The sequence below is a fragment of the Corynebacterium sp. KPL2825 genome (genome assembly GCF_037908445.1).
GTDB lineage: Bacteria > Actinomycetota > Actinomycetes > Mycobacteriales > Mycobacteriaceae > Corynebacterium > Corynebacterium kefirresidentii.
The window spans coordinates 84,137-107,822 of sequence record NZ_JBBMGI010000005.1; the positions used below are offsets into that span (position 1 = coordinate 84,137).

The window sequence follows — 23,686 nt, forward strand, 5'->3', positions numbered from 1 at the left end:
GTTTAGCGCTCCTCTTGAGCAGTAGACGGCGCGGAGGTGTCCTCCGCCTGGGTTGCAGCAACTGGGGCGGCGCCGGCAGCAACCGGCTCCTGACGGTTGGACTCAGCTCCCATGGAGGAATCCACGGACTCGGAGTTTGGATCCCAATCGTTGTTCACGTTGGAGGCATCCACTGGGTTCATGCGGGAGCGGATAACGATAAGTCCGGCCATGGCAAGCAGCAAGACAAAGTCAACGATGGCGCCAGTTGCCACGTTAGTAAAGGAGGAGACACCGTGTGCCAACCACCACGTAGCAAAGCCAACAAACGCAGCGCAGGGCAGGGTGATAAGCCACGCGGAAACCATACGCATCGCAACACCCCAGCGAACCTCGGCACCGCGACGGCCCAGGCCGGTGCCCAAGATGGAACCGGTGGACACGTGAGTGGTGGATAGCGCCATACCACCGGTAGCGGAGGTCAAAATGATTGCCGCGGAGGTAGCTTCAGCGGCCATACCTTGCGGGGACTCAATCTCCACCAGCCCCTTGCCCAGGGTGCGGATAACGCGCCAGCCACCGGACATGGTGCCGGCTGCGATTGCTGCGGCACAACAGACGATGACCCAGGTGGGGATGCGGGAGTCAGCAACCGCATGCCCGGAGGCAACCAGCGCTAAGAAGATAACGCCCATGGTCTTCTGCGCATCGCCAGCACCGTGCGCCAGCGACACCAAGCAAGCGGTGACAATCTGGCCATGGCGGAAGTGCTCGTTCTTAGCCTTATTCGGAATAGTGTTGGTAACCCAGTAGATAAGGAAGGTGGCACACGCGGAAACTAGGGCCGCAATAATCGGCGAGGCAACGGCCGGGATAACGATCTTGCCAGCGATAGAAGACCACTCAACGCCAGACGTACCCATGGCGGCGAAGGCGGCACCAATAAGGCCACCAAACAGCGCGTGGGAAGAACTCGATGGCATGCCCAGCAACCAAGTAAAAAGGTTCCAAATAATGCCGCCGATAAGGCCAGTAAAGACCACCATCAGCAGCGCCTGGCCGTCAGTGTCTGCTGCGGCGCCGGACAGGTCATAAGAATTGAGGTTAACGATGCCCTTCGCTACCGTCGCTGCAACGTTGACAGATAGAAAAGCACCAATGAGGTTGAGAACTGCGGAAATTGCCACCGCAGTAAAAGGCTTCAAAGCACCGGTGGCAATGGACGTAGCCATCGCGTTGGCAGTGTCATGAAATCCGTTCGTAAAGTCAAAGGCAAGGGCGGTAACCACCACAATGCCGAGGATGATCAGAGTCGCTGTCACAGCGTTGGCCCCTTGGAAAGAAAAAGATGAACACGGTACACATCTACGGCGCCTTCACGCGTCGCGGACGAAATGCAGAATACTCCAGCCCCGAACCATAGACAATTGCTTTTCTTTAACGTTTTCTTTGGTTAACCTTTAGTTAACCTACCGCGGCATGGAATCGCGCCTTTTGGGGTTTACACAGGCATAGAAATGCCCAGCTTAGAAAACTTACATTCTTTTACCCCCACCGCTTAGCTTGAGTGATAAAAACCACTAAGGGAGGGATGTCGCAGTTGAATCGACATACCTCCCGTTTCGGGGTGCTTTAACTTCCCTTAGCGGAAGCTAGAGAACTTCTTTACTACCCAGCGGCTGAGGACAAGCAAGATGCCGCCCAACACGATAGATACAACGCCAAGGGAGATAAAGAAGGTGTTCTCCGCGCCTGCATCATCTGGGTTGTAGAAGCTAGCCAAAGAGCCAGCCAGGGACGTGCCCATTGCCACGGCCATCATCCATACCGCCATCATGCGGGATGGGAATGCCTCTGGCGCCACCTTGGTAGCTAGAGAATTGCCCACCGGCGAAAGGAGGAGCTCCGCCATGGTGAAAAGGAAGAGAATGAAAATGATGACATACATCGGGGTGGAGTTCGCTTCCGCACCCGAGAAAGGAAGGAAGAAGAACAAGGAGATGCCGATGACGATATTGGCAGCGCCAAACTTTACTGGGGTGGACCACTGCCTATCCCCTAGCTTTGTCCACATCGTTGCAAAGACCGCGGAGAAAATAACAATGAAGACTGGATTAATGGACTGGACGAGTGATGGAGGAATTTCCCAACCAAATACGTGGCGGTCCAAGCGCACATCCGAGTAAATCGTCATAACGGTGAACTGCTGCTGGAAGATACCAAAGAACAAAACACCGGAAATGAACATCGGGATAAAGCCCAGCAGGCGGTTCTTTTCTTCGCGGGTTACCAACTTCGAGGTATACATCTGAACCCACAGATAAACTGCAGCCAGAAGTGCCACCGCGGTAACAATATTAGAAAGCCAATCAACCTGAATAGCGCCGGTTGCCAGTGCCACAACCATAACCACAATGATGGCCGCTACTGCCAACACACCCATAAGCAATTGCTTGAAGCTCGCTGGGTTTGGAACCTCATGCCCCGCGTCTTTGATAGTGGTCTTGCGCATGAGCGAATATTGAATCAGGCCGAGCGCCATGCCGATTGCTGCGATACCAAAGCCCCAGTGGAAACCCTGCCAGCCCCACAGGGCAGTGGTGAGCAGTGGACCAACGAGAGCGCCGATATTAACGCCCATATAGAAGATGGAGAAGCCACCATCGCGGCGCGGATCATCGCGACTGTACATGGCACCAAGCACAACCTGCGCGGTGGTCTTAACACCGCCGGAGCCGATGGCGATAAGAACGAGGCCAATGGCCAAACCAGTTATTGCGGGAATAAACGCCAAAGCAATGTGGCCAAGCATCACCATGCTAGCCGAGTAAAACAGTGTGCGTTCTGCGCCTAAGACACGGTCAGCAACAAGAGAAGCCAACAAGCAGGCCATGTAGACCAAGCCGCCGTAGGCACCCACGATAGACGTCGCGTCCGCTCGGTCCAGGCCAAGGCCACCATCGGTAGTGGCGTAATACATGTACAGCAAGACAAGGGCTTGCATGCCATAGAAGCTAAAGCGCTCCCACATTTCCACGCCGAAGAGGTTGGCCAATCCCCAAGGGTGCCCAAAGAATGTGCGTTCGCCGCTCTGCGGCGTGGGCGCAGCGGCCTGAGCCGCCGCGTCGGATGTGTGTTTCTCCATAAAAATATATGACCACTTAGAGGTCTAAATCACAAATCGACCATTATAAGTTTAGTGTCGCACGATAGAAATAAACCTAACGACCTGCAGATATTGCGAGAGAGACTTACCCCATTCGGGTGCAGCAAGAATTACCGGGCATTGCCCCTTCCCTGCCCCACAATGCTGAAAGCCCCTGCCTCACAACCGGAACTCGGTTGAGCGGCAGGGGCTACCTAGAATGAGTTATTCCAAATTAAGCGTTGAGCTTGCGGTAATCAAAGACCGTATCGATGATGCCGTATTCAACGGCTTCCTGAGCGGTCAGAATCTTATCGCGATCCGTATCAATGCGGATCTGCTCAGCGGTACGACCGGTGTGCTCAGACAGGGTGGTTTCCATCAGCTTGCGCATGCGCTCAATCTCGGCGGCCTGGATCTCCAAGTCAGAAACCTGGCCTTGGGTACCCTGGGTCGCCGGCTGGTGGATAAGCACGCGGGAGTTTGGCAGCGCTGCGCGCTTGCCCGGCGCCCCCGCAGCTAGGAGCACTGCTGCTGCGGAAGCAGCCTGGCCCAAGCACACGGTCTGAACGTCAGGACGCACGTAGCGCATGGTGTCATAAATAGCCATCAGCGCGGTAAAGGAACCACCCGGCGAGTTGATGTACATGGTGATGTCACGGTCCGGGTCTTGGCTTTCCAGGACTAGCAACTGCGCCATGATGTCATTGGCGGAAGTATCATCCACCTGGGTCCCCAGGAAGATGATGCGCTCTTCAAAAAGCTTGGAGTATGGGTTGGTTTCCTTAGTGCCCTGTGCGGACTGCTCAATGAAGGACGGCAGAACGTAGCGGGAACTTGGCATCTGGGACTGATTCATAGTGATTTTCTCCTTATTCCCTAGTTGCTCAACGGGCCGTTGACGGATTCAATGACATGGTCAACAATGCCGTATTCCTTGGCCTGCTGTGCGGTCATCCAACGGTCGCGATCGGAGTCTTTGGTGATCTGCTCAAAAGTCTGGCCGGTGTGCTCTGCAATGAGCTCGGCCATCTCCCGCTTAGTCTGAGCGAACTGCTCAGCCTGGATGGCGATATCCGCAGCGGTACCACCGACACCAGCGGAAGGCTGGTGCATCATAATGCGAGCGTGCGGCAGCGCGTAGCGCTTACCCTTGGTACCGCCGGAAAGCAGGAACTGGCCCATGGAAGCTGCCAAGCCCATACCGTAAGTGGCGATATCGCACGGCGAGTACTTCATGGTGTCATAAATAGCCATGCCCGCAGTGACAGAGCCACCCGGGGAGTTGATGTAGAGCGAAATGTCGCGAGTGGGGTCCTCGGCGGACAGCAGGAGGATCTGGGCGCACAGCTTGTTCGCAATCTCATCATCGACCTGGGTTCCCAGGAAGATAATGCGCTCGCGCAACAGGCGCTCGTACACGCTATCGCTCAGATTCATACCCGTAGACGACGAGTTCATTGAAATCTTCTCAGACATTAGTGGTTCTCCTTCAAGTGAAGAATGCTTTAACTGGCCCCACCTTACCGGCATTCCTCTCAAACTTGGCCTCTGTTCGCTATGAGCGTTGGGCCACAGCGCCAAAGGCGCACACGGAAGCTGGGTTAACATTTACTCATGTCTGTTTCCGAGCTGTCCACCAGTACCCAGAACTATTTGAAAGCTATCTGGGGGCTAAAGGAATGGTCATCCGAGCCCGTTACCGCCACGCTTATAGCGAAACAGCTGGGACTCAAGCTCTCCTCGGTTTCCGATGCAGTGCGCAAAATGGCGAAGCAAGGGCTCGTGTCACACACGCCCTATGGCTCTGTGGAGTTAACCGAACTTGGCAGGCAGTACGCATTGGTCATGGTGCGCCGTCACCGATTGCTTGAGTCTTTTTTGGTTCAAGCATTGGGCTACACCTGGGACGAAGTCCATAATGAAGCCGAAGATCTCGAACACGCGGTGTCTGACATGCTCATAGAACGTGTGGATAAGTTCCTTGATTACCCCACTAGGGATCCGCACGGCGATCCTATCCCTACGGTTGATGGACAGATCACCATCCCCAGTGCGCATCGCCTCACCGACAGCAGTGCACAATCGCAGGTGACCGTGGAACGCATTTCTGATTCCGACCCACAACTGCTGAAGTTCCTTGAAGAGCGCGGCATTGTCACTGGGGCTGTTCTTAGCACGCGCGAGGGAGCGCCCTTTTCAGATTCTCTCGAAATACAGGTGGCCGGCGGCACTCAGTGGGTAGTACTTGGACGCCCAGCTACCGACGCAGTGTTTGTAGCACACCACAACCTTTAGACATTCCCCTTTGCATTAATCCTGCTCTCACCTGCCCTTTTCAAAACTACGTTAGACCGTAGTTGCAACTACGGCATTGCGTAGTTAGTCTTTTCGAATATCACCTACCCCACTTATGGCTAAGGCCAGGATGAGCAGGATTGCCATGTCAGACTCACCAGATTTGGTGTACTTTTCCAGCGTTTCAGAGAACACGAAAAGATTCGTCGAACGCTTAGATAGACCCGCGGTGCGCATTCCACTGCGCCCCAAGAAAACCGGGATGATCCAGGTTTCACACCCGTACGTACTCATCGTTCCCACCTACGGCGGCGGCTCGCTCAAACGCGCAGTCCCCAAACAGGTCATCGACTTCCTCAATGACCCAATCAACCGCTCCTTTATCCGGGGCGTTATTACCTCAGGGAATACCAACTTCGGAAGTGCTTACTGCGTCGCCGGACGCATCATTTCCGCCAAGTGCCACGTACCGGAGCTGTATCACTTCGAGCTTCTCGGCACCCAGAAGGACATCGCCGCCGTAAAGCAGGGCCTTCAGAAGTTTTGGGAGCAGCAAAAGCAGCTAACGATGACACCCCATTAATCCCCCACAAGATGAAGAACACATCCGCATCACACAGATTGGAAAACACAATGTGGCCTCTTGATGCCACCCCCACACAGACTATTGGCGCTACGCCCCGCACCGCTTCAGCAGACAATGCCGGCGGTGTCGGCAAGCGCAAGAGCTACCACGCACTCAACGCGCAGCTGAACTTGTTCGACGCTTCTGGAAAAATCCAGTTTGACAAGGACATTCAGGCAGCACAAGACTATGTCACGCACCATGTCGCTCCCCGCATGCATCAGTTCGATTCCACCAAGCAACGCTTGGAATGGTTGGTTGATAACGAGTACTACGAGCGGGATTTCCTTGAGCTTTATGATGACGCCTTTCTGTGCGCCATGTACGACAGAGCACATCGAGTTAAGCATCAGTTCCGCACCTTCCTCGGCGCATTTAAGTTCTTCACTTCATATGCACTGAAAACCTTTGATGGCTCCCGATTCCTAGAAGGCTACGAAGAACGCGTCGCCACCACAGCTTTATACCTTGCACAGGGCGACGAAGAGCTCGCAGAAAAGCTGGTGGATGACATCATGACCGGACGCTTCCAGCCCGCCACCCCTACTTTTCTCAACGCAGGCAAAGCCCAGCGCGGCGAAATGGTCTCCTGCTTCCTCCTGCGAATCGAAGACAATTTGGAGAGCATTGGCCGCTGCGTGAACTCTGCACTGCAACTATCAAAGCGCGGTGGTGGAGTGGCCCTGTTGCTGAGCAATCTGCGCGAATCCGGAGCCCCGATCAAAAAGATTGAGAACCAGGCTTCCGGCGTAGTCCCAGTCATGAAGATTCTCGAAGATAGCTTCAGCTATGCCAACCAATTGGGCTCCCGGCAGGGCGCTGGAGCCGTCTACCTGCATGCGCACCATCCAGATATTCTTCGCTTCCTGGATACCAAGCGGGAAAATGCCGATGAGAAAGTCCGCATCAAGACTCTTTCGCTGGGGGTTGTTATTCCAGATATAACCTTCCGTCTGGCCAAAGAGAACAAGGATATGCATCTTTTTAGCCCGTATGACATCGCTCGCGAGTACGGCGTAGCCATGTCTGACATGTCCATCACCGAGTACTACGACGAGCTGGTTGCCAATCCGCGAATCTCTCACACGACCATTAAGGCCCGCGAGTTTTTCACCACGCTGGCTGAGCTTCAGTTTGAATCCGGATACCCCTACATCCTCTTTGAGGATACGGTCAACCGCGCTAATCCCCTCAAAGGACATATCAATATGTCCAACCTGTGTAGCGAAATCCTCCAGGTCAACACGCCATCGACCTACGGAGCTTCGGGTGACTACACCACCGTTGGCCAGGATATTTCCTGCAATCTAGGTTCGCTCAACATTGCGAAGGCTTTTGAATCGCCGGACTTCGGGGAGACCGTCGAAACCGCAGTGCGTGCCCTCACGAAGGTTTCAGACCTGACGAATATCGAAGCTGTTCCCTCCATCGCTCACGGAAATGCTTCCATGCATGCCATTGGTCTGGGCCAAATGAATCTCCACGGCTTCCTTGCTTCACAGCGTATTCCTTATGGCTGCGCCGAGGCACTGGACTTTACAAATATCTATTTCCTCACGGTGACCTACCATGCGCTCCGCGCATCCCATGCACTCGCGGTTGAAAAAGGTCAACGATTCACAGGCTTCGAAGAATCCACCTATGCCACTGGCGCCTACTTTGACAAATACATCGACCAAGACTGGGCGCCAGCCACTGAACACGTAAAACAGCTCTTCCACGAAGCAGGCGTGCAGATCCCTCAACGCGAGGATTGGCTACGGCTCAAGAATCAAGTGATGCAAGACGGCATCTACAACGCCTACTTGCAGGCAGTTCCACCCACTGGATCAATTTCCTACATCAATGACTCCACCGCGTCCATCCACCCAATTGCCTCCAAAATTGAAATACGCAAGGAAGGCCGATTGGGGCGCGTGTACTACCCCGCGCCGGAAATGACCAACGACAACCTGGAGTATTTCGATGACTCCTACGCCGTGGGATACGAAAAAATCATCGACACCTACGCCATGGCCACCCAACACGTGGACCAAGGGCTTTCCCTGACCTTGTTCTTTACCGCTGATACCACCACGCGGGACATCAACAAGGCACAAATCTATGCCTGGAAAGCCGGAATCAAGACCCTCTACTACATCCGTTTACGCCAATCCGCGCTCCAAGGAACCGAGGTCGAAGGCTGCGTCTCCTGTGCTTTGTAGGAGCACGGTCCTCCCCCTTGTCCACAACCATTCACTCAGAAAGAAAGAAGCTATGTCGTCAACATCGAATAGTGCTGAACTAACCAGCATTTCAGTTACTCCGCCGAGCTACCGGCATGATCCTTCAGCCCGCATCCGCGCCATCAATTGGAACCGGGTGAGCGATGACAAGGATCTTGAAGTGTGGAACCGTCTAACCGCCAACTTTTGGTTGCCAGAGAAGGTCCCGCTTTCTAATGATCTCCCGGCGTGGCAGAAGATGACACCCGAGGAACGCAACCTCACCATGCGGGTGTTCACAGGACTCACCACCCTGGATACTGTCCAGGCCACCGTGGGTGAAATCTGTCAGATTCAAGATGCCCGCACCGAACACGAGGAGGCCGTGTATACCAACATCGCCTTCATGCAGTCAGTCCATGCCCGTTCATACTCTTCAGTGTTTTCTACCCTGAGCAGTACAAAGGAAATTGATGAAGCATACCGCTGGGCGGTGAATAACGACCTTCTCCAGGCACGCGCCAAGAAAGTTCTCGCGCACTATTTTGGGCCGGATCCACTCAAACGCAAGGTGTCATCGACGTTGCTTTCCTCGCTGCTTCTCTACGCGGGTTTCTATCTTCCCTTGCACTTTTCTGTCCACGCCACCCTGACAAATACGGCAGACATGATCCGCCTCATTCTGCGTGACAAGGCAGTGCACGGCTACTACTCGGGTTACAAATATCAGCGCGGTCTGGAATCCACGACCCCGCTACGGCAGAAGGAGATGCATGATTTCACCATTTCTTTGCTCGAAGAGCTTTATGCACTAGAGCTGGACTATTCCGGCGAGCTATATGAGCCTTTGGGACTCATGGATGATGTAGCCGTGTTCGTTCGCTATAACGCCAATAAGGCACTCATGAATTTGGGCTACCCGGATTATTTCCCGCCCGAAGAAACGGAAGTGAACCCAGAAATCCTCGCGGCCCTAGCCCCCGGAGCAGATGAGAACCATGACTTCTTCTCCGGATCTGGTTCCTCCTATGTCATTGGTACTGCTGAAGAAACGAGTGATGATGACTGGGATTTCTAAACCTTTTCCGCGACCGGACCAAGGAAGCTGGCTTGAGACCATCGCGCTGTTTGAAGCCATCCGCGAAGGAAACCAACCCGCAGCCATGCGGCTGTTGAATACATCCGCCGCACGAGAGGCCGTCCTCGGGGGGCTTCTAGGACTCATCGAACTGTACTTCCGCCATGAAGAAGGAGACAAAGTAGATGGCTTCCTCACCGCCGCCCACGCTGCCGGCCCACCACCGGCCTTTGGCTGCAAGCCTTTTCTCCCTTGACCACGTCTCCCTACACCCAACTAAGAAAGAAGGTTTACCATGACCACCCCACGTATCAGCGTTATCGTCGGCAGCCTGCGCCGAGAGTCATTTGCACGCAAGATTGCACACGAGGTGCTCACGATGATCCCTGAAGGCTACGAGGCAAACATCGTGGAAATCCGTGACTTGCCGCTCTATGACTTCGACTACGATGACCCCGCCGTCACGGACAAGCCCACTCCGGCTGAGTACACCACCTTTCGCGAGACCATCAAGAACTCGAGCGGGATCCTCTTCATTACGCCAGAGAACAACCGCACTATCCCTGCCTGCCTCAAAAACGCAGTGGACATCGGCTCTAAACCCAACTCAGATGTGGCGTGGAAGAACCTTCCCGCAGGTATCATTAGCCACTCTGTAGGCCGCATGGGCGGCTACAGTTCACAGAAGAACCTTCGCCTCGCTCTGTCCTACTTCGACATGCCGCTCCCTGGTCAGCCCGAAGTATTTCTGGGCCAATCCCCCACCCTTTTCGAAGAGTCCGGACATCTCAATCAACGTACCGCAGACTTTGTCAAGGATTACGTTATGCGCTTCCTGCAGTTGACCGACGAGGCCTTTAGAGCCAAGAACGGCTAGCGGTATCCCCAGCCAACACACATCACGCCCTCTTCGAAGTACTCAAAGACTCCTAGAGGGCGTTCACAATGACACAAACCCCGGATTCAGGCTCATCCTTGAGTTACCTGAATCCGGGGTTTCATGCGCGCTCGCCACCACACATGTGGCAGCAGCGCGTTACAAGCGGGAGATTACTTCTCCTCGGAAGCTTCTGCAGCGTCCTCTTCTTCGATTTCACCGAAGTACTGGTCAACGTCAACCTTATTGCCCTCTTCATCCTTGACGGTGGTGCGGCAGATAGCGGCAGCCAGTGCCTTGCCACGGCGCACGTCAGAGAAGAGGTTTGCGATCTGGCCGTTGGACTGCAGCTGCTGGATGAACTGGTTCGGGTCCATGCCGTAGGACTGAGCGGTGAACAGGATGTGGTCGGTCAGCTCCTGCTGGGAAACTTCCGGCTCTTCCTTCTCTGCTACGGCGTCGAGGAACAGCTGAGTGCGGACGGACTCTTCTGCCTGCTCACGAGTCTGCTTATCAAACTCCTCGCGGGAAGTGCCCTGTGCCTCAAGCAACTGAGCCAGTACCTTCTCATCGTGAGCCAGCTGGCCCAGAATCTGGTGCAGCTGGGAGTGAGCCTGCTCGTCCACTACGGACTGCGGCAGTTCGAATTCGACCTCGGAGAGCGCGGACTTCAAGACCTCATCGCGAATCTGGGCAGCCTGCTCCGCCTTCTTGGTCTCCTCCACCTGGGTCTTGGTGGATTCGCGCAGTTCATCCATGGTGTCGAACTCGGAAGCCATCTGAGCGAACTCATCGTCCATGGCCGGCAGCTTGCGCTCCTTGGACTGCTGGACGTGAACCTTGATGGTGGCCTCTTCGTCCTTGTGCTCGCCAGACTGGATGGTGGAAGTGAACTCATTATCCTCACCGGTCTTCATACCACGCAGGGCGGTGTCCAAGCCCTTGATGAGGTCATCGTCACCGATGCGGTAGGACAGGCCCTCGGTGGAAGCGTCCTCGATCTTCTCGCCGTCAATCTCAGCGGTGATGTCGATGATTGCGTAGTCGCCGGTCTTCATCTTGCGCTTGGTGTCCTTGAGCTCACCGAAACGCTCTGCCAACTCCTCCAGAGCCTTGTCGACGTCCTCTTCGTCAGCCTTCAGGGCCGGGACGGTAACGGAAATCTTGGAGAAGTCTGGGACCTCGAACTCAGGGCGGATATCAACCTCGGCAGTGAACTCCACGAAGTCTTTATCTTCAATCTTGGAAATATCAACGTCCGGCTGGCCAATAACCTTCAGATCGTTTTCCTTGACTGCCTGCTCGTAACGGGAAGGCAGCATGTCATTGACGACCTGCTCCAGGATGGGGCCGCGGCCGAAGCGAGCGTCAATAAGCTGGCGCGGTGCCTTGCCCTTACGGAAACCTGGAATAGAAACCTGCTGCGCGATTGCCGCGTAAGCTTGATCGATTTCCTGGTCCAGCTCCGCAAACGGAACGTTGACGGTGAGCTTAACGCGGGTATCGCTCAGCTTGTCTACGGTGGTCTTCACGAGTGAATCTCCCTGGCTTCATTGTTTTACGTACATAAACTTAAAGGGGGTCCGGAAATCCTTATTAGGGCATTTCCAGACCCCCATACGTCGGGGCGACAGGATTTGAACCTGCGACCCCCTGCTCCCAAAGCAGGTGCGCTACCAAACTGCGCCACGCCCCGTATGTAGGCCACCAAGTTGCCTTGGCTGCGTTGCATACCTGAGACAGTGTACCGTGTCCGTTTTAAATCTCCTAAACGGACCCCCACTTAAAGGCATCCACGCAGCCCAGCGGCCGATTTTGACAGTGCTTCAGCTAGAAATCGAAATCAAACATTCCATCAAAGAAGCCGTCACCGTCGCCGTCAGTTAGACCATCGAAGAAGCCGCCGCCATCATCGCCGCCACCAACGTCGCCAGCATCACCGGCGTCACCACCCACGTCGCCAGCGTCACCCATGCCATCGGGACCGCCCCAATCGCCGCTTTCTGCAGCAGCCGCAGAGTAGCCAATGCCCGACATGCCGGAGAAGAGGGCATTAAACATCATGGAGTAGCCCACCATCCACACGCCGGTGTGCAGCGCATCGGCCCACCATGGACGGGAGTACCAACCTGCCGGAACCGGACGCCCTGCCACGATTCCACCCGGGTAGTAGTTGGGAGTATTCGCAGAAGCATATGGTGAGGCCGTAATCTCTTGGCCATTCGCTTCGACCGTACGCTCTTCCGTCACCTTGCCAGCCGCACGCTGCCCCTCCAGCGGCGGGAGTTCTGGGCCTGGGTTCATGCCCATAATTTCGCGCGCGGCATTCACATAATGCATGCCTTCCAGGGCCGACTCACGCGCCAAATTCGCCTGCTTGGCGGTAGTAGCACGCGAAATCGCCGCGTTAGCTGCAGTGAACCGTTCAGAAGCATCAGCCATCGCTTGCTGGGAGGCAGAATCCGTGCCAGAAATCTGCATTACTTGGCCACCTAGCCGTTCAATCCACCGACGTGCATCAGCCTGTGCATCGGCTAATTGCTGTGCCTCACGTTCTTCCCGACGTTTGTGAGAGCTACGGGAGGAAATAAACCAGGCGCCTCCACCAATTGCCAGCGCAACGAGCAAAATTCCCACTATGATCATCGCTTTCTATAGATAGGTCCGTTCCTCTTATAACAACGGCTCGGGCGCCAGCCTAGTTCCCTATTTTCTTTTTTGGCCGCGGTTGCGCTAAAGTATGGCCCAGCGTTGAGATAGCGCGTTGTGGGAATGTCGTATAGTGGCTAATACCTCAGCCTTCCAAGCTGAAGACGCGGGTTCGATTCCCGTCATTCCCTCCAGTTGTCGCCCACCTCTAGGTGGGCGATTTTTCGTTTTCCACCCATCATCATTGGATGTTCACGGTATACAGCGAACACATGCGACGAAGTGTAGGGTGGCGCGCATGACTTTAACCAATAAGTATTCTGAGTTTATTCGCAGCCGCCATTCGCCCAGAGCGTTCCTGCCAGAACCCATGCCGGTAGAAGACATCAAGCAGGTTTTGCTGGATGCTCAATCCGCACCGTCCAACTCCAATACCCAACCGTGGGACGTGCATTTGGTGGGCGGAGAAAAGCTCAAGGAACTAAGCGCCGCGCTTATTAAGGAATTCGACACGAACGGGCTCAGCCCAGACTTCACCACCGATTATGGTGAGGGTATCCATCCCAAGCGCTCCCAAGAGCTAGCCGCCAAAATGTACGGCCTCCTGGGCATTGAGCGCGAGGACAAAGCAGGTCGCGTGGAATTCATCCGCGAAAACTTGCGCTTCTTTGGCGCACCCCATGCGGTACTTCTCTTTATCCCGCCGATGGGTGACCGCATTCGCGCCGCCTTTGACCAAGGAACCTATACCGAAAACTTCCTGCTTTCTTTGGAAGCACACGGCTACCACGGCATCCCACAGGGGATGATTTCCTTGATTGCGCCAACCGCGCGTGAATTCCTCGGCGTAGACGAGGACTACAAGCTGGTCACCGCCATTACCTTTGGTAAAGCTGATGAATCGAGCCCGGTCTTTAAAACGAATCCAGGCCGCGCGCCACTTTCGGAAACCGTGACAGTTCACGGCATCGATGGCCTCGACCTCGATTAGCCCCCGCCCCATCAGGAAGCTACTTTCAACGATTTCGTCCATCTAAACCACCGCAACCGTCGACGAGACCGGCGATCTGTGGGGACGAAATCGTTGAATCGCCTCGGCAAGCCTAGAATTATGGCTATGGATATCACTCTTGCGACCTTTGACCATGCGCCTGAGACTGCACTGCGGGGCGTACGCTTCAATAACACGTGGGTGCCGTCGGAGACGTACGCTGATTCCCGCCGCGGCACGCTGACTGGGCAGTATCCGCAGCGCCAAGCCACCACGCGCATTAGCGAGGTTTTTGCGGGCGTCGGTTATGAGGTGCGCGAGGATACGCAGCCGGCCGGTAGCGATGTCTTTCGCTTGCTAGAGCAGCCCAGCCTAGAAGAACTCAACGACGTCAATGGCGTCATCGCCGTCTGCTCGCTACTAGGTGGAAATTCACCTATGTCGGTGTTGTGGCCAGGTGTAGCCGAAAGCGGGGAGAATAATGAGTTGGTCTCCCCTATTGACTTAGCGCCTACGCTCGCTGCCATTGCCGGCCTCGACGTGCGCCCTAATGCACAACTGTCCTTTGATGGATTGAACTTGGTGCCGGTGCTGCGGCATGGCGCCTCGGGGCACGCAGCGTTGTTCTTTGACAATGGAGTGCGCATGATTGATGCCTCGCTTATCGACGACACCGCTACCCCGCCCCATGAGCGTGCCCGCCTGCAGGATGAGTGGGAGACGTGGAATAAATTCATCACTCTCGGCCCGCTGCAATAGATAGGTAGTCTGGGGCGCATGAGCGTACCTAAAATCACCCTTAATGACGGCAATACCATCCCGCAGCTGGGCTTTGGCGTGTTCCAGATGGATCCGGAGCAGACCGAAGATCTGGTAGCTGAAGCCCTGCGCGTGGGTTATCGCCATATTGATACCGCCGCTATCTACGGCAATGAGGAAGGCGTAGGACGGGCTATTGCCAAGTCTGGCATTCCCCGCGAAGAGCTTTTTATCACCACCAAGCTGTGGAATGACCGCCAGACCGATGCTGCTGCAGCGCTCGATGAGTCCTTGGAAAAGCTCGGCTTGGAGTATGTGGATCTTTACCTCATCCACTGGCCTACACCGGCAAAGGGCACCTATGTTGAGGCTTGGCAGCAACTCATTGATCTGCAGAAGCAGGGCAAGACAAAGTCCATCGGCGTCTCCAATTTCGAGCTGGAGCACCTGGAACAGCTGGAGCTCAAGACCGATATAAAGCCTGCGGTCAACCAAGTCGAGCTTCATCCTTATCTGCAGCGCTGGCGGGAGCTGGACGCCTTCCGCGCCCACACCGTGGCTATCGAGGCATGGGGCCCGCTGGGGCAGGGAAAGAGCGATATCCTGGATGCCCCTGAGGTCACCGACGCCGCTGCAGCGCACGATGTCAGCCCAGCGCAAGTCATCATTCGTTGGCACCTACAAAATGGCGTCATCCTCTTCCCCAAGTCTGCGACGCCCTCACGCATTGCGGAAAACTTTGATGTCTTCGGCTTTGAACTAACCGAGGAGGAGATGGCTGCCATCACCGCCTTGGACGAAGGCGAAGAGGGACGCGGCGGGCCGCACCCGAATGACATGAATGATGCCTAAGGCTTAGCGCCTTGGCTATGCCTGGCCGAAACACAAAGAAACGCCGCGGAACCACCTTTGTTCCGCGGCGTTTCGTTTCTCAAGGCTTAGGCCTCGGGCAGCTCTGGGGCGATGCCGGTGCGCTCGTACTGCGCCAAGATGTCGATGCGGCGCTGGTGGCGCTCCTCACGGGACCATTCTTGATCCAGGAAGGCGTCTACGATTTCCAGTGCCTGCTGCTCGGTGTGCATGCGGCCGCCGATGCCGATGAGCTGGGCGTTGTTATGCTCGCGGGCAAGGCGGGCGGTCTCGGCGGACCAAGCCAGTGCACAGCGGGCTCCCTTGACCTTATTGGCGGCAATCTGCTCGCCATTGCCGGAGCCGCCAAGCACAATGCCCAAGGAACCCGGATCATTGACGGTGCGTTGTGCCGCTTCGATGCAAAATGCCGGGTAATCGTCCTCGGCGTCGTAGGTGTGGGCGCCGCAATCAATGACTTCGTGGCCCTGTTTAGTGAGGTGTTCAGCAATCAGGTTCTTGGTTTCGAAACCTGCGTGGTCTGCTCCTAGATATACGCGCATGGCCCTTATCCTACCGGCCCGGCGCGCCTTGAGGAGTCTTAGCGCCCGCCCTGTTTCGCATTACAAATTCCTGATAGGCTCGCGGACAAGCATTTTCGCGATAAGAGAGGAAAGCTATGCCTATAACCACCCGGATCCTCGCGCTATACGGCGGAAGCCTTCTAGCCTTCCTAATTATGCTGGGCGTTATGGTATCCGGCGGCGGAGGCTTCCTCCTGCCGCTTATCGCCAGCACCCTAGCAACGTTGGCGCACGTGGGCTTGGGCATATGGTGGATTGCGCAGAAGGTGCGCGGGAATCCGCGGGCAAATGGGGGCGCTATTGCGGCCGGCATTATCGCGCTCCTCGCCGGCGTCTCATGGGCTTCCTGGGTACTTGTTGCGTGGGAGGACTTTCAGGCCGGCATGGAGCTTCCCGCTATCAATATCGCGGGTCTGCCGGCATTTATTTTGACCCCACTGACCATCGCGCTGTGTGTCGGCGCCGCAATTCAGCTGCGCCAGCACGAAACGCGCTCCCAGTAGCTACAAGAAGCAGATTCTTTGGGTGGAAGCTCTTTCTTTGCCTTTAGGCTGCCGACAAAGGTCAGCTCCGGGACCGCTTACCGTCGCTTTAAACTTAGAAATCAGACGATTCATATCCAAAAGAGGACTGCAATGGCGAGGGATCAAGTAGCCTAAGTAAAGTCTGAAACTCTCTCCCAAAGGACTAAAGCATGAAAAAGCTACTCCCTATTCTCGTTACAACCACGCTTTTGATATCAGCATGTAGCGATTCAGGCGAAAGCTCCGAGACCACTTCCAGCACGACCAGCAGCAGTCCGTCGAGCACCACCACGTCCTCTACGACTAGCTCGACTAGTAGCGTCACTACCTCCTCATCTAGCGAGGTTACGCCTCCACCAGAGGTTGAAGAACCTGACGAAGAGGATGAGCACGACGATGACGATCTCCACGTACACGATAATCCGAACGCTGCATTGGGCGACTCAGATGAGGAAGAACGAGCTAAGCAAGCTCCTGCAGAGAAGACCGTTTCCTCTTGTGGAGACCCTTCGATTCATGAACGCGGCACAACGTTTTTCTCGGACGGCACCTCCGGCTGGACTCAACAGTGCTCAGATGAAATGGCTCCACAAGTTGCACAGCAATTCGTAGCACCGCCGGCCGAGCAACAAAACGACCCAGCACCAGCCGGTGGTGGATCCGGTCGAACCTGCGCCGAAATTGGGCACAAAGTCTACCCTGGCGACCCTGACTACTCGCCAGCACGGGACGCCAACGGCGACGGTGTGGGCTGCGAATCCTATCCGGGATAATGCATTCCCTGATTTACGCGGAGAATTAAAGACTTAGTAGGGGCAGGCAAAGGAGACGCCCCCTTACCTTCCAGCATCCCCTGATGCTTCTCGGCTTAACGCTGCTGAGTTCGTCATGCAAAACAATTTCGGTCCCGCGAATCCAGCAGCAAGAGTGGGCTATTTAGCCCCCATGTGCCTATGGCGGAAGGATTTGACTCACCAGCGCCTTCTATTGGAGCGTGTGGTGAGTAATGGTCCTCGTTTTAGCTTAACCCTCCTCTACCTGCGGCATCTCGGTGCGGGAGCGCTTGAGTTCGAAGAAGTAAGGGAACTGGGCAAGGCGCAAGGAGGCGTCGAAAAGCTCGCCTGCTTCTTCCCCGGTAGGGACGCGGGTAATGACCGGGCCGAAGAACGCGGTCTCCCCCAGCTTGATAACCGGGGTGCCCACCTCATCACCCACGGAAGAGATGCCATTGTGGTGGTATTCGCGGAGCTTCTCGTCATAGTCTTCGGTATTGGCTACCTCGGCGAACTCGGCCGGAAGCTCCACTTCTGCAAGCGCCTGCGCGATGATGTCATCATAAGCACCAAAGCCAGTTCGTCCGCCGTTGCCCTTGGCGTGGACCAGGGTGCCCATAGCGGTATAAAGCTCATCTACCTTTTCTGGACGCTCGGCCTTAACCTTGGCAAAGACGCGGGCTGGGCCCCAGTTAGCCTTCATCATGTCCATGTAAGTGGGGTCTAGATCACGGCCATCGTTCAGCACGGACAGGGACATCGGCTCGAACTCGACCTCAATATCGCGTACCTTTTCTACTTCCTTGATCCACCGCGAGGTGGCCCAAGCGAAGGGACAAGATACGTCGAACCAGAACTTTACTGCGTCAGCCATGATTGCTCCTTTGATTGATAAAAGTTTGCCCCACCAGCCTAGGCGCGCGACTACTGTGGATGCAGAACTATTTTCGGCACAGAAGGAGAATATAGGCTATGACCTCCGTAAACCTGACTCGCACGGAAGCGGTTGAGCGCTCCCGAATGATTGAGGTGGGCCACTATGATGTCACTTTAGACCTCAAGTATTCAGATACTCATTTCCTTTCCACTACGAAGGTGAGCTTCACCTCGCGCGAGATTGGCTCCACCTTCATCGATCTGCGCGCCGAGGAAATCCACGAGGTGCGCCTCAACGACAATCCGCTGCCCACGAATTCTTATAACCCCGCCTACGGCATTCCGCTTTCCGGCCTCCAAGTGGCCGACTACACGCTAGAAGTCACCGCGAAGATCCCGTATTCGCGCACCGGCGAGGGCCTGCACCGTTTTGTCGATCCCGCCGATGAAAAGGTCTACCTCTATACCCAATTTGAAACCGCCGATGCCAAGCGGTCTTTGCTTGCTTTGACCAGCCGGATATGAAGGCCACCTACGCGCTGCATTTCAAGGCGCCGGAGGATTGGACCGTCATTAGCAATGGACCAGTTAGCTGGGAAGGAGACGTGGCCAGCACTGCTATCGACTACCCACTATCGACATACCTGGTAGCCCTGTGCGCCGGTCCCTACCACGAGGTCACCGATACCTGGCGCGGCGAGCTGACCGCACACCCAGAGGGCAAGCCGGCCCAAAAGCTCGAAGTACCGCTGGGCATCTACTGCCGTGCTTCGCTCGCCCATGCTTTAGATGCTGAGCGCTTATTTACGGAGACCAAGCAGGGCTTTGATTTCTATCACCGCAATTTCGGTTTCCCCTACCCCTTTGGCAAGTATGACCAGATTTTCGTGCCGGAGTTCAACGCGGGTGCGATGGAAAATGCCGGCTGCGTTACCATCCGCGATGAGTACGTCTTTACCTCCCAGGCCACGCACTATAAATACGAACGCCGAGCCGATACCATTCTGCACGAATTGGCCCATATGTGGTTCGGCGATCTCGTCACCATGCAGTGGTGGGACGATTTGTGGCTCAATGAGTCCTTCGCCACCTGGTCAGCGGCCATTTCCCAAGCGGAAGAGACCGAATACGATACCGCGTGGGTAACCTTTGCCAACGTAGAAAAGTCCTGGGCCTACCAGCAGGATCAGCTGCCTACCACCCACCCGATTTCTACCGATGCAAGCGATATCGAAACCGTCGAGCAAAACTTCGATGGCATCACCTACGCCAAGGGCGCTTCGGTGCTGAAGCAGCTCCAAGCTTATGTTGGCCGCGAAAACTTCCTGGCCGGGGTCCGCCGTCACTTCGCCGCCCATGCCTGGGGCAATGCCACCTTTGATGATCTGCTTGGCCACCTGGAACAGGCCTCCGGCCGCGATCTTTCCTTCTGGGCGCAGCAGTGGCTTAAGACTTCCGGCATCAACACTCTGAGCATAGCGCTCAATGCAGATGAGTCCGGCACGATTACCCATGCCTACCTCTCCCAGCGCGGCGATACGCTGCGCACCCACCGCGTGGCGGTGGGCCTGTATAACCTGCAGGACGGTCAGGTGGTGCGCACCGATCGCATCGAGATGGATGTCGATGGCTCCTCCACTGAGATTCCAGAGCTCATCGGCCGCCAGCTAGCAGACATTGACTTCCTGCTGCCCAATGACGATGACCTGACCTACTGCCTCATCGAATTGGACGCGGGTTCCCTGCAATTCCTGCTGGATAATATCGATAAGTTTGCTGATCCTATGGCCCGCACCCTGTGCTGGTCCACCGCCTGGGAGATGACCCGCGCCGGCACTATGCGGGCCCGCGATTTCATCCAGCTAGTTGCCCGCGGTATGCAGGCCGAGACCGAGCTTGCCGTCCTCGAGCGCATTGTTTTGCAGGCCTCGAACGCGCTGAAGAACTATGCCGATCCACGGTGGGCCGCGCAGAGCACCCTGCTTGCCGACGCCCTCCTCGACGGCGCCCGCAGTTCCGATGCCCAGCGCTCCATCATCTGCACCCAGGCGCTGGCGAAAATTCGCCTGCACGATAGCGCGCGTGACTACCTCCGCGGCGTGCTCGAATCATCCGCGGATGCAGGGCAGCGTTGGTCCGCGCTCGCGGCACTTGCCGCCGATGGCGCGATAGAGGACGTCCCCGCTGCCGCGGATGCGCAACTGAAGCGGGATAATTCCGCCACCGGCTACTACTCTTCGCTGCGCGCTCGCGCCGCGGTGGCAACTGCGGAAAACAAGCGCGCGGTATGGGAAGAAATCGTGGCGGGTAACCTCACCAACCGCGAGCTGACCTCCAAACTTGAAGGATTGCTCTATCCGCATGGCGATACGTTCCTTCCCACCGCGGAGTTCTTCGATATCGCGGAAAAGGTGTGGGCTTCCCAATCCTCAGAGGTGGCTCTGACCACAGTTACCGGCCTCTTCCCTTCCTGGGATATCACCCGCAAGGGCTTGGACCGCGCCGATGCCTTCTTGCAGAAGGACCTGCCCGGTGGTCTGCGTCGCACAGTCACCGAGCAGCGCGACCGCGTGGCCCGCGCGCTACGCAACCGCCAGGTGGACGCTGGCTAGGCCGGCTTTCCTGCGCCGCCGTCCCGGGGTTGTACGGGTGGTGGCGCAGGATCCTCGCCCAAGACCACTTCTACATTGGCGATATCAGAGCGCAGCGACTCTTCGACATAGGCAAAGACCACGCCGGTCTCATTCTTCAGCAGCCGTACGAACCGCAAAAGCGGGTGCGATCGGCTCACGCCCAAGAGTTTCTGTTCTTCTGTGCGAGCGGTAGCGGCGCTCATACTCTCGCGTTTGAAGACCGGCTGGAGGCCATAGCCTGCCAGTATGTCTAGGATGGGCTCGCGCAGGTCGTGCTGATTGAGCTCGGGAGCCATGTCCACTGGGATGGTGTAGCGCGAGACGATGACGGGCTTACCATCGACGATAAAAAGGCGTTTAATATCCCACGCATAGGTGGCATCATTCACCCCCAGGGCCGCTGCCACATGTTTGGGCACATGGGTTTTATTCACGGAGACCACCCGCACGGTGATTTCGTGCCCACGCTCGCGTAGTTGAGTGGCGATACTGTCCTTATTGGTCAGGCTCAGTGTAGGGGGAACCGTGCGCACGTAAGTGCCGCCGCTGCGCCCACGGCGGCGATCAATAAGGCCTTCATCTTCCAAAATGTCTAAGGCATGGCGCACGGTCATGCGCGCGACATGAAATTCTCGGACCAATTCGCGTTCGGTAGGAAAACGCTGACCAGGCTCTAATTCATTGCGCTCGATCTTGTCACGTAGGGCATCTGAGATAAGGAGATAGGCGGGCCGTTTTCGGCTTTGGGAAGTCACAGCCCTCGAGTGTAACGGGCGGGCCGAAACCAACCCCCATCACTGCATGGTGAACCTTAATAACACTTGATTTATTACTTGCGCAGAGATAGTTCGATTCGCGGCCTGACCTGGATTTCCGTCAACTGAGTGGTCGGCCCCGCCTCTACTACGGTACGAATGGCACGCGCCACCTCGACCGGTGCAATGACCTGGGAGGGATCATAATCCTGCAGGCCCTGCAGCATCGGAGTATCGGTAGGCCCGGGCGCGACGGTGGAAACGCGGATTCCCGGCTCGGAGATGCGTAGTCCGTCTGCGAGTGCATACAACGCGTGCTTCGTGGCCGCATAGATGACGTTATCGCCATAGCTGTGGCGGCCAGCACCAGAATTAATAAAGACCACTGTGCCTTCGGCTTTACGCAGCTGCGGCAGCAAAACGCGGGTCACCTCTGCGGGGGCGTGCACGTTGAGGTCCATGTGCGCGCGCCAATTTTCCGGAGTGGCTTCCTCCACGGAGTACTTGGTCGCCCGTGCGGCGGCGTGCACGAGCACATCTACGCGATCCAGCTCCGGCAGCGCCATGCCTTCATCGAGGCCGGCTACTAGGTCGATGGCGATCGGCGTGATGGATTCCGATTTAGGCAGGTCCGCCGCGCTCCGTCCCAGTGCGTACACGTGGTAATCACCAGCCAAGTCGGCGATGATTTCGCGACCCATGCCACCGGTGGCGCCGGTGACGACGGCCACCTTGCGCGGGGCTGCGGCCTCTGAGTGTGCTGGTGCGGTGAGATTCTTAGTATCAGTCATGCCGCTCCATCATAGGGATCCTCCGCTGAGGTTGCCGCACCAACCCAATCACCACCTATTGTCGAAAGCGCTTGGGCACATCCGGCTGCCCCAAGGTAAGCATCAAGCGATTGGCCCAGTTAAAGAAGGACGATGCGTAGATGAGGTCCAGAATGGACTGATCATCGAAACCGGCGTTGCGAAGGTCGGTGCATAGCTGCGCATCGAAGGCGAAGGGAGTTTCGGTCAACGCCACAGCTGCGCGACGGATAAGGTCCCACTCTTTAGAACCCAGGTCGGCGTCGATGCCTGTGTCCAAAAGGCGGTCTACGATTTCACGGTCGCCGCCTTCCTGGACGCACCGCGCCTGGTGCACGGAAGCGCAGTACTCGCAACCGTTGAACCGCGAGGCCACAGTGGCAGCGAGCTCGCGGTCCGCACGGGAGAGGCCACCTTCGGTGTTATAGAAGATGTCCAAGTCAGTTAGCGTACGCGCCTTCAAAGCCGCGGGATCGCGGGCGAGCAACCGGAAGTACTCGGAATCAATGCGCTCTGGTTTGATGAGGGCGTCGGTATGCGCTGCGGTGAAATCCTCTTTCGCCAGTGCCTCTACCCAAGGCTTCCAGCCCAGGGAGTGGTTGACAAAGTGGTCCGGCAGCACGGTATCGGGTTGCAGGGTATTCGCGGTAACCTGCCAGCCTGGGTCAGCTACCCCGGCTGCACGCTCGGCCGCGGGGCGTTCGGCGCCCTCCTCGCCAGAGAGCACCCGCAGACCGTGGACCACGCGCAGCTGGAAAGCCAAAAATGCCACCAGCTGAGACAGACTGACAATATCGGTAGCCGACCACCCGGCGGCGTCGAGGTGACCGATGGCCTGCGGGGAGGCGTCCTTGGGGTGGAAGGCCAAAAGGTGCGCCCAGTCAAAGGCAGCGGCTAGGCGCTTTCCGAGCGCTGCCTCCGCAGCAGTATCGCCAAAAATAAGGAAGTCACCCTGGTAGTAGGGGCCGGTAGACACGCCACGCTGGCTTGCGGCGCGCACGGCGGCAACAAGGTCCGCATCGGCCTCATCACCCAGCAGGTCGAAGTAGAAATCTGCTGCCTCGCCCGCCTGGTAGACCGCAGCGCTAAAAGCCGCGACGGCATAGCGCTCTGCATAGGTGAATTCACCTGGCTCTGCAGGCTCAAGCAAAGCGCTAAAGCTCAGCTGCGCATTGTCCTGCGCCTCTTGGCGCGCGCGGCGCAGTTGCTGCACCTCGGCGGAGGCGTGGGAGAGCTCGTTAATAATGTCGGTCATATTCTCAGTCCAACCTTTCTAGG

22 protein-coding genes, 2 tRNA genes and 1 pseudogene are annotated in these 23,686 nt (G+C 56.5%); 13 read left to right on the top strand and 12 right to left on the bottom strand.

Annotated features, from left to right (window positions below):
• Positions 1 to 2 precede the first annotated feature (2 nt).
• The 4 genes from WMQ00_RS05370 to WMQ00_RS05385 all read right to left on the bottom strand — a co-directional run bounded on the left by WMQ00_RS05370 (position 3) and on the right by WMQ00_RS05385 (position 4,603).
• On the bottom strand, positions 3 to 1,301 hold the full coding sequence (locus WMQ00_RS05370) for an inorganic phosphate transporter (protein WP_239204988.1): 1,299 nt from the start codon (positions 1,299 to 1,301) through the stop codon (positions 3 to 5).
• A gap of 320 nt (positions 1,302 to 1,621) precedes the next feature.
• On the bottom strand, positions 1,622 to 3,124 hold the full coding sequence (locus tag WMQ00_RS05375) for a peptide MFS transporter (protein WP_340440748.1): 1,503 nt from the start codon (positions 3,122 to 3,124) through the stop codon (positions 1,622 to 1,624).
• 235 nt (positions 3,125 to 3,359) lie between these two features.
• Positions 3,360 to 3,983, bottom strand: a complete 624-nt coding sequence (locus WMQ00_RS05380) for an ATP-dependent Clp protease proteolytic subunit (protein WP_005324052.1) — start codon at positions 3,981 to 3,983, stop codon at positions 3,360 to 3,362.
• A 20-nt stretch (positions 3,984 to 4,003) separates the two neighbouring features.
• A complete protein-coding gene (locus WMQ00_RS05385; RefSeq protein WP_049361647.1) occupies positions 4,004 to 4,603 on the bottom strand; it encodes an ATP-dependent Clp protease proteolytic subunit in 600 nt (199 codons plus the stop codon).
• Positions 4,604 to 4,741: 138 nt separating this feature from the next.
• Here WMQ00_RS05385 and WMQ00_RS05390 point away from each other — a divergent pair, with 138 nt between their 5' ends.
• From WMQ00_RS05390 to WMQ00_RS05415, 6 genes are all read left to right on the top strand, one after another.
• Positions 4,742 to 5,422 (top strand): metal-dependent transcriptional regulator, encoded by a 681-nt coding sequence (locus tag WMQ00_RS05390; RefSeq protein ID WP_200288729.1) that lies wholly within the window; start codon positions 4,742 to 4,744, stop codon positions 5,420 to 5,422.
• A 115-nt stretch (positions 5,423 to 5,537) separates the two neighbouring features.
• Positions 5,538 to 6,005, top strand: a complete 468-nt coding sequence (nrdI, locus tag WMQ00_RS05395; RefSeq protein WP_005324049.1) for a class Ib ribonucleoside-diphosphate reductase assembly flavoprotein NrdI — start codon at positions 5,538 to 5,540, stop codon at positions 6,003 to 6,005.
• 50 nt (positions 6,006 to 6,055) lie between these two features.
• Positions 6,056 to 8,251, top strand: a complete 2,196-nt coding sequence (nrdE, locus tag WMQ00_RS05400) for a class 1b ribonucleoside-diphosphate reductase subunit alpha (RefSeq protein ID WP_005324048.1) — start codon at positions 6,056 to 6,058, stop codon at positions 8,249 to 8,251.
• 52 nt (positions 8,252 to 8,303) lie between these two features.
• Positions 8,304 to 9,329 carry a class 1b ribonucleoside-diphosphate reductase subunit beta gene (nrdF, locus tag WMQ00_RS05405; RefSeq protein ID WP_023020918.1) on the top strand — a complete coding sequence of 342 codons (1,026 nt, stop codon included), beginning with the start codon at positions 8,304 to 8,306 and terminating at the stop codon, positions 9,327 to 9,329.
• An 85-nt stretch (positions 9,330 to 9,414) separates the two neighbouring features.
• On the top strand, positions 9,415 to 9,585 hold the full coding sequence (locus WMQ00_RS05410) for a hypothetical protein (RefSeq protein WP_005329175.1): 171 nt from the start codon (positions 9,415 to 9,417) through the stop codon (positions 9,583 to 9,585).
• Between the two features lie 39 nt (positions 9,586 to 9,624).
• Complete coding sequence (locus WMQ00_RS05415; RefSeq protein ID WP_005324045.1) at positions 9,625 to 10,206, top strand: NADPH-dependent FMN reductase; 582 nt, start codon at positions 9,625 to 9,627, stop codon at positions 10,204 to 10,206.
• Between the two features lie 173 nt (positions 10,207 to 10,379).
• Here the strand turns inward: WMQ00_RS05415 and tig are convergent, their stop codons facing one another.
• The 3 genes from tig to WMQ00_RS05430 form a co-directional block, all read right to left on the bottom strand.
• Positions 10,380 to 11,738: a trigger factor gene (gene tig / locus WMQ00_RS05420; RefSeq protein ID WP_340440749.1), complete on the bottom strand. Its 1,359-nt coding sequence runs from the start codon at positions 11,736 to 11,738 to the stop codon at positions 10,380 to 10,382.
• 90 nt (positions 11,739 to 11,828) lie between these two features.
• Positions 11,829 to 11,902: transfer RNA gene (locus WMQ00_RS05425), tRNA-Pro, on the bottom strand.
• 134 nt (positions 11,903 to 12,036) lie between these two features.
• Positions 12,037 to 12,852 (bottom strand): DUF1542 domain-containing protein, encoded by an 816-nt coding sequence (locus tag WMQ00_RS05430; protein WP_259825364.1) that lies wholly within the window; start codon positions 12,850 to 12,852, stop codon positions 12,037 to 12,039.
• A gap of 122 nt (positions 12,853 to 12,974) precedes the next feature.
• On the opposite strand from WMQ00_RS05430, the gene WMQ00_RS05435 reads away from it, so the two are divergent.
• From WMQ00_RS05435 to WMQ00_RS05450, 4 genes are all read left to right on the top strand, one after another.
• Positions 12,975 to 13,049 (top strand) — tRNA-Gly (locus WMQ00_RS05435).
• 104 nt (positions 13,050 to 13,153) lie between these two features.
• Entirely contained in the window at positions 13,154 to 13,846 is a 693-nt protein-coding gene (locus WMQ00_RS05440) for a nitroreductase family protein (protein WP_239207925.1), read from the top strand.
• Positions 13,847 to 13,972: 126 nt separating this feature from the next.
• Entirely contained in the window at positions 13,973 to 14,605 is a 633-nt protein-coding gene (locus WMQ00_RS05445) for a hypothetical protein (protein ID WP_259825362.1), read from the top strand.
• Between the two features lie 18 nt (positions 14,606 to 14,623).
• Positions 14,624 to 15,457, top strand: a complete 834-nt coding sequence (locus WMQ00_RS05450; protein ID WP_023020912.1) for an aldo/keto reductase — start codon at positions 14,624 to 14,626, stop codon at positions 15,455 to 15,457.
• 86 nt (positions 15,458 to 15,543) lie between these two features.
• On the opposite strand, the gene WMQ00_RS05455 is transcribed toward WMQ00_RS05450, so the two are convergent.
• On the bottom strand, positions 15,544 to 16,017 hold the full coding sequence (locus WMQ00_RS05455; protein WP_340440750.1) for a ribose-5-phosphate isomerase: 474 nt from the start codon (positions 16,015 to 16,017) through the stop codon (positions 15,544 to 15,546).
• 176 nt (positions 16,018 to 16,193) lie between these two features.
• On the opposite strand from WMQ00_RS05455, the gene WMQ00_RS05460 reads away from it, so the two are divergent.
• Both WMQ00_RS05460 and WMQ00_RS05465 read left to right on the top strand, forming a co-directional pair.
• Positions 16,194 to 16,541, top strand: coding sequence for an MFS transporter (locus WMQ00_RS05460; protein WP_340440751.1), 348 nt, complete (start codon positions 16,194 to 16,196; stop codon positions 16,539 to 16,541).
• A 191-nt stretch (positions 16,542 to 16,732) separates the two neighbouring features.
• Positions 16,733 to 17,335, top strand: coding sequence for an excalibur calcium-binding domain-containing protein (locus tag WMQ00_RS05465; RefSeq protein ID WP_259825360.1), 603 nt, complete (start codon positions 16,733 to 16,735; stop codon positions 17,333 to 17,335).
• A gap of 250 nt (positions 17,336 to 17,585) precedes the next feature.
• Here the strand turns inward: WMQ00_RS05465 and WMQ00_RS05470 are convergent, their stop codons facing one another.
• On the bottom strand, positions 17,586 to 18,209 hold the full coding sequence (locus WMQ00_RS05470) for a mycothiol-dependent nitroreductase Rv2466c family protein (protein WP_340440752.1): 624 nt from the start codon (positions 18,207 to 18,209) through the stop codon (positions 17,586 to 17,588).
• Between the two features lie 98 nt (positions 18,210 to 18,307).
• On the opposite strand from WMQ00_RS05470, the pseudogene pepN reads away from it, so the two are divergent.
• Positions 18,308 to 20,823, top strand: a pseudogene (gene pepN, locus WMQ00_RS05475) (aminopeptidase N).
• Here the strand turns inward: pepN and WMQ00_RS05480 are convergent.
• From WMQ00_RS05480 to WMQ00_RS05490, 3 genes are all read right to left on the bottom strand, one after another.
• Positions 20,820 to 21,599, bottom strand: a complete 780-nt coding sequence (locus WMQ00_RS05480) for a GntR family transcriptional regulator (RefSeq protein WP_340440753.1) — start codon at positions 21,597 to 21,599, stop codon at positions 20,820 to 20,822. The pseudogene pepN and the gene WMQ00_RS05480 overlap by 4 nt on opposite strands.
• Before the next feature lie 74 nt (positions 21,600 to 21,673).
• Positions 21,674 to 22,390, bottom strand: a complete 717-nt coding sequence (locus WMQ00_RS05485; RefSeq protein WP_023020906.1) for an SDR family oxidoreductase — start codon at positions 22,388 to 22,390, stop codon at positions 21,674 to 21,676.
• Between the two features lie 55 nt (positions 22,391 to 22,445).
• Entirely contained in the window at positions 22,446 to 23,663 is a 1,218-nt protein-coding gene (locus tag WMQ00_RS05490) for an alkylhydroperoxidase domain protein (RefSeq protein ID WP_259825351.1), read from the bottom strand.
• Positions 23,664 to 23,686 lie beyond the last annotated feature (23 nt).

What these genes read in the sequence shown, in the direction of transcription:
- WMQ00_RS05440 (WP_239207925.1), top strand. Translation starts at nt 13,154, where the DNA reads ATGACTTTAACCAATAAGTATTCTGAGTTTATTCGCAGCCGCCATTCG.
- WMQ00_RS05490 (WP_259825351.1), bottom strand. Translation starts at nt 23,663, where the DNA reads ATGACCGACATTATTAACGAGCTCTCCCACGCCTCCGCCGAGGTGCAG.
- WMQ00_RS05465 (WP_259825360.1), top strand. Translation starts at nt 16,733, where the DNA reads ATGAAAAAGCTACTCCCTATTCTCGTTACAACCACGCTTTTGATATCA.
- WMQ00_RS05430 (WP_259825364.1), bottom strand. Translation starts at nt 12,852, where the DNA reads ATGATCATAGTGGGAATTTTGCTCGTTGCGCTGGCAATTGGTGGAGGC.
- WMQ00_RS05415 (WP_005324045.1), top strand. Translation starts at nt 9,625, where the DNA reads ATGACCACCCCACGTATCAGCGTTATCGTCGGCAGCCTGCGCCGAGAG.
- WMQ00_RS05450 (WP_023020912.1), top strand. Translation starts at nt 14,624, where the DNA reads ATGAGCGTACCTAAAATCACCCTTAATGACGGCAATACCATCCCGCAG.
- WMQ00_RS05455 (WP_340440750.1), bottom strand. Translation starts at nt 16,017, where the DNA reads ATGCGCGTATATCTAGGAGCAGACCACGCAGGTTTCGAAACCAAGAAC.
- WMQ00_RS05460 (WP_340440751.1), top strand. Translation starts at nt 16,194, where the DNA reads ATGCTGGGCGTTATGGTATCCGGCGGCGGAGGCTTCCTCCTGCCGCTT.
- WMQ00_RS05485 (WP_023020906.1), bottom strand. Translation starts at nt 22,390, where the DNA reads ATGACTGATACTAAGAATCTCACCGCACCAGCACACTCAGAGGCCGCA.
- WMQ00_RS05410 (WP_005329175.1), top strand. Translation starts at nt 9,415, where the DNA reads ATGCGGCTGTTGAATACATCCGCCGCACGAGAGGCCGTCCTCGGGGGG.
- WMQ00_RS05445 (WP_259825362.1), top strand. Translation starts at nt 13,973, where the DNA reads ATGGATATCACTCTTGCGACCTTTGACCATGCGCCTGAGACTGCACTG.
- nrdF (WP_023020918.1), top strand. Translation starts at nt 8,304, where the DNA reads ATGTCGTCAACATCGAATAGTGCTGAACTAACCAGCATTTCAGTTACT.
- nrdE (WP_005324048.1), top strand. Translation starts at nt 6,056, where the DNA reads ATGTGGCCTCTTGATGCCACCCCCACACAGACTATTGGCGCTACGCCC.
- WMQ00_RS05385 (WP_049361647.1), bottom strand. Translation starts at nt 4,603, where the DNA reads ATGTCTGAGAAGATTTCAATGAACTCGTCGTCTACGGGTATGAATCTG.
- WMQ00_RS05380 (WP_005324052.1), bottom strand. Translation starts at nt 3,983, where the DNA reads ATGAATCAGTCCCAGATGCCAAGTTCCCGCTACGTTCTGCCGTCCTTC.
- WMQ00_RS05390 (WP_200288729.1), top strand. Translation starts at nt 4,742, where the DNA reads ATGTCTGTTTCCGAGCTGTCCACCAGTACCCAGAACTATTTGAAAGCT.
- WMQ00_RS05470 (WP_340440752.1), bottom strand. Translation starts at nt 18,209, where the DNA reads ATGGCTGACGCAGTAAAGTTCTGGTTCGACGTATCTTGTCCCTTCGCT.
- WMQ00_RS05375 (WP_340440748.1), bottom strand. Translation starts at nt 3,124, where the DNA reads ATGGAGAAACACACATCCGACGCGGCGGCTCAGGCCGCTGCGCCCACG.
- nrdI (WP_005324049.1), top strand. Translation starts at nt 5,538, where the DNA reads ATGGCTAAGGCCAGGATGAGCAGGATTGCCATGTCAGACTCACCAGAT.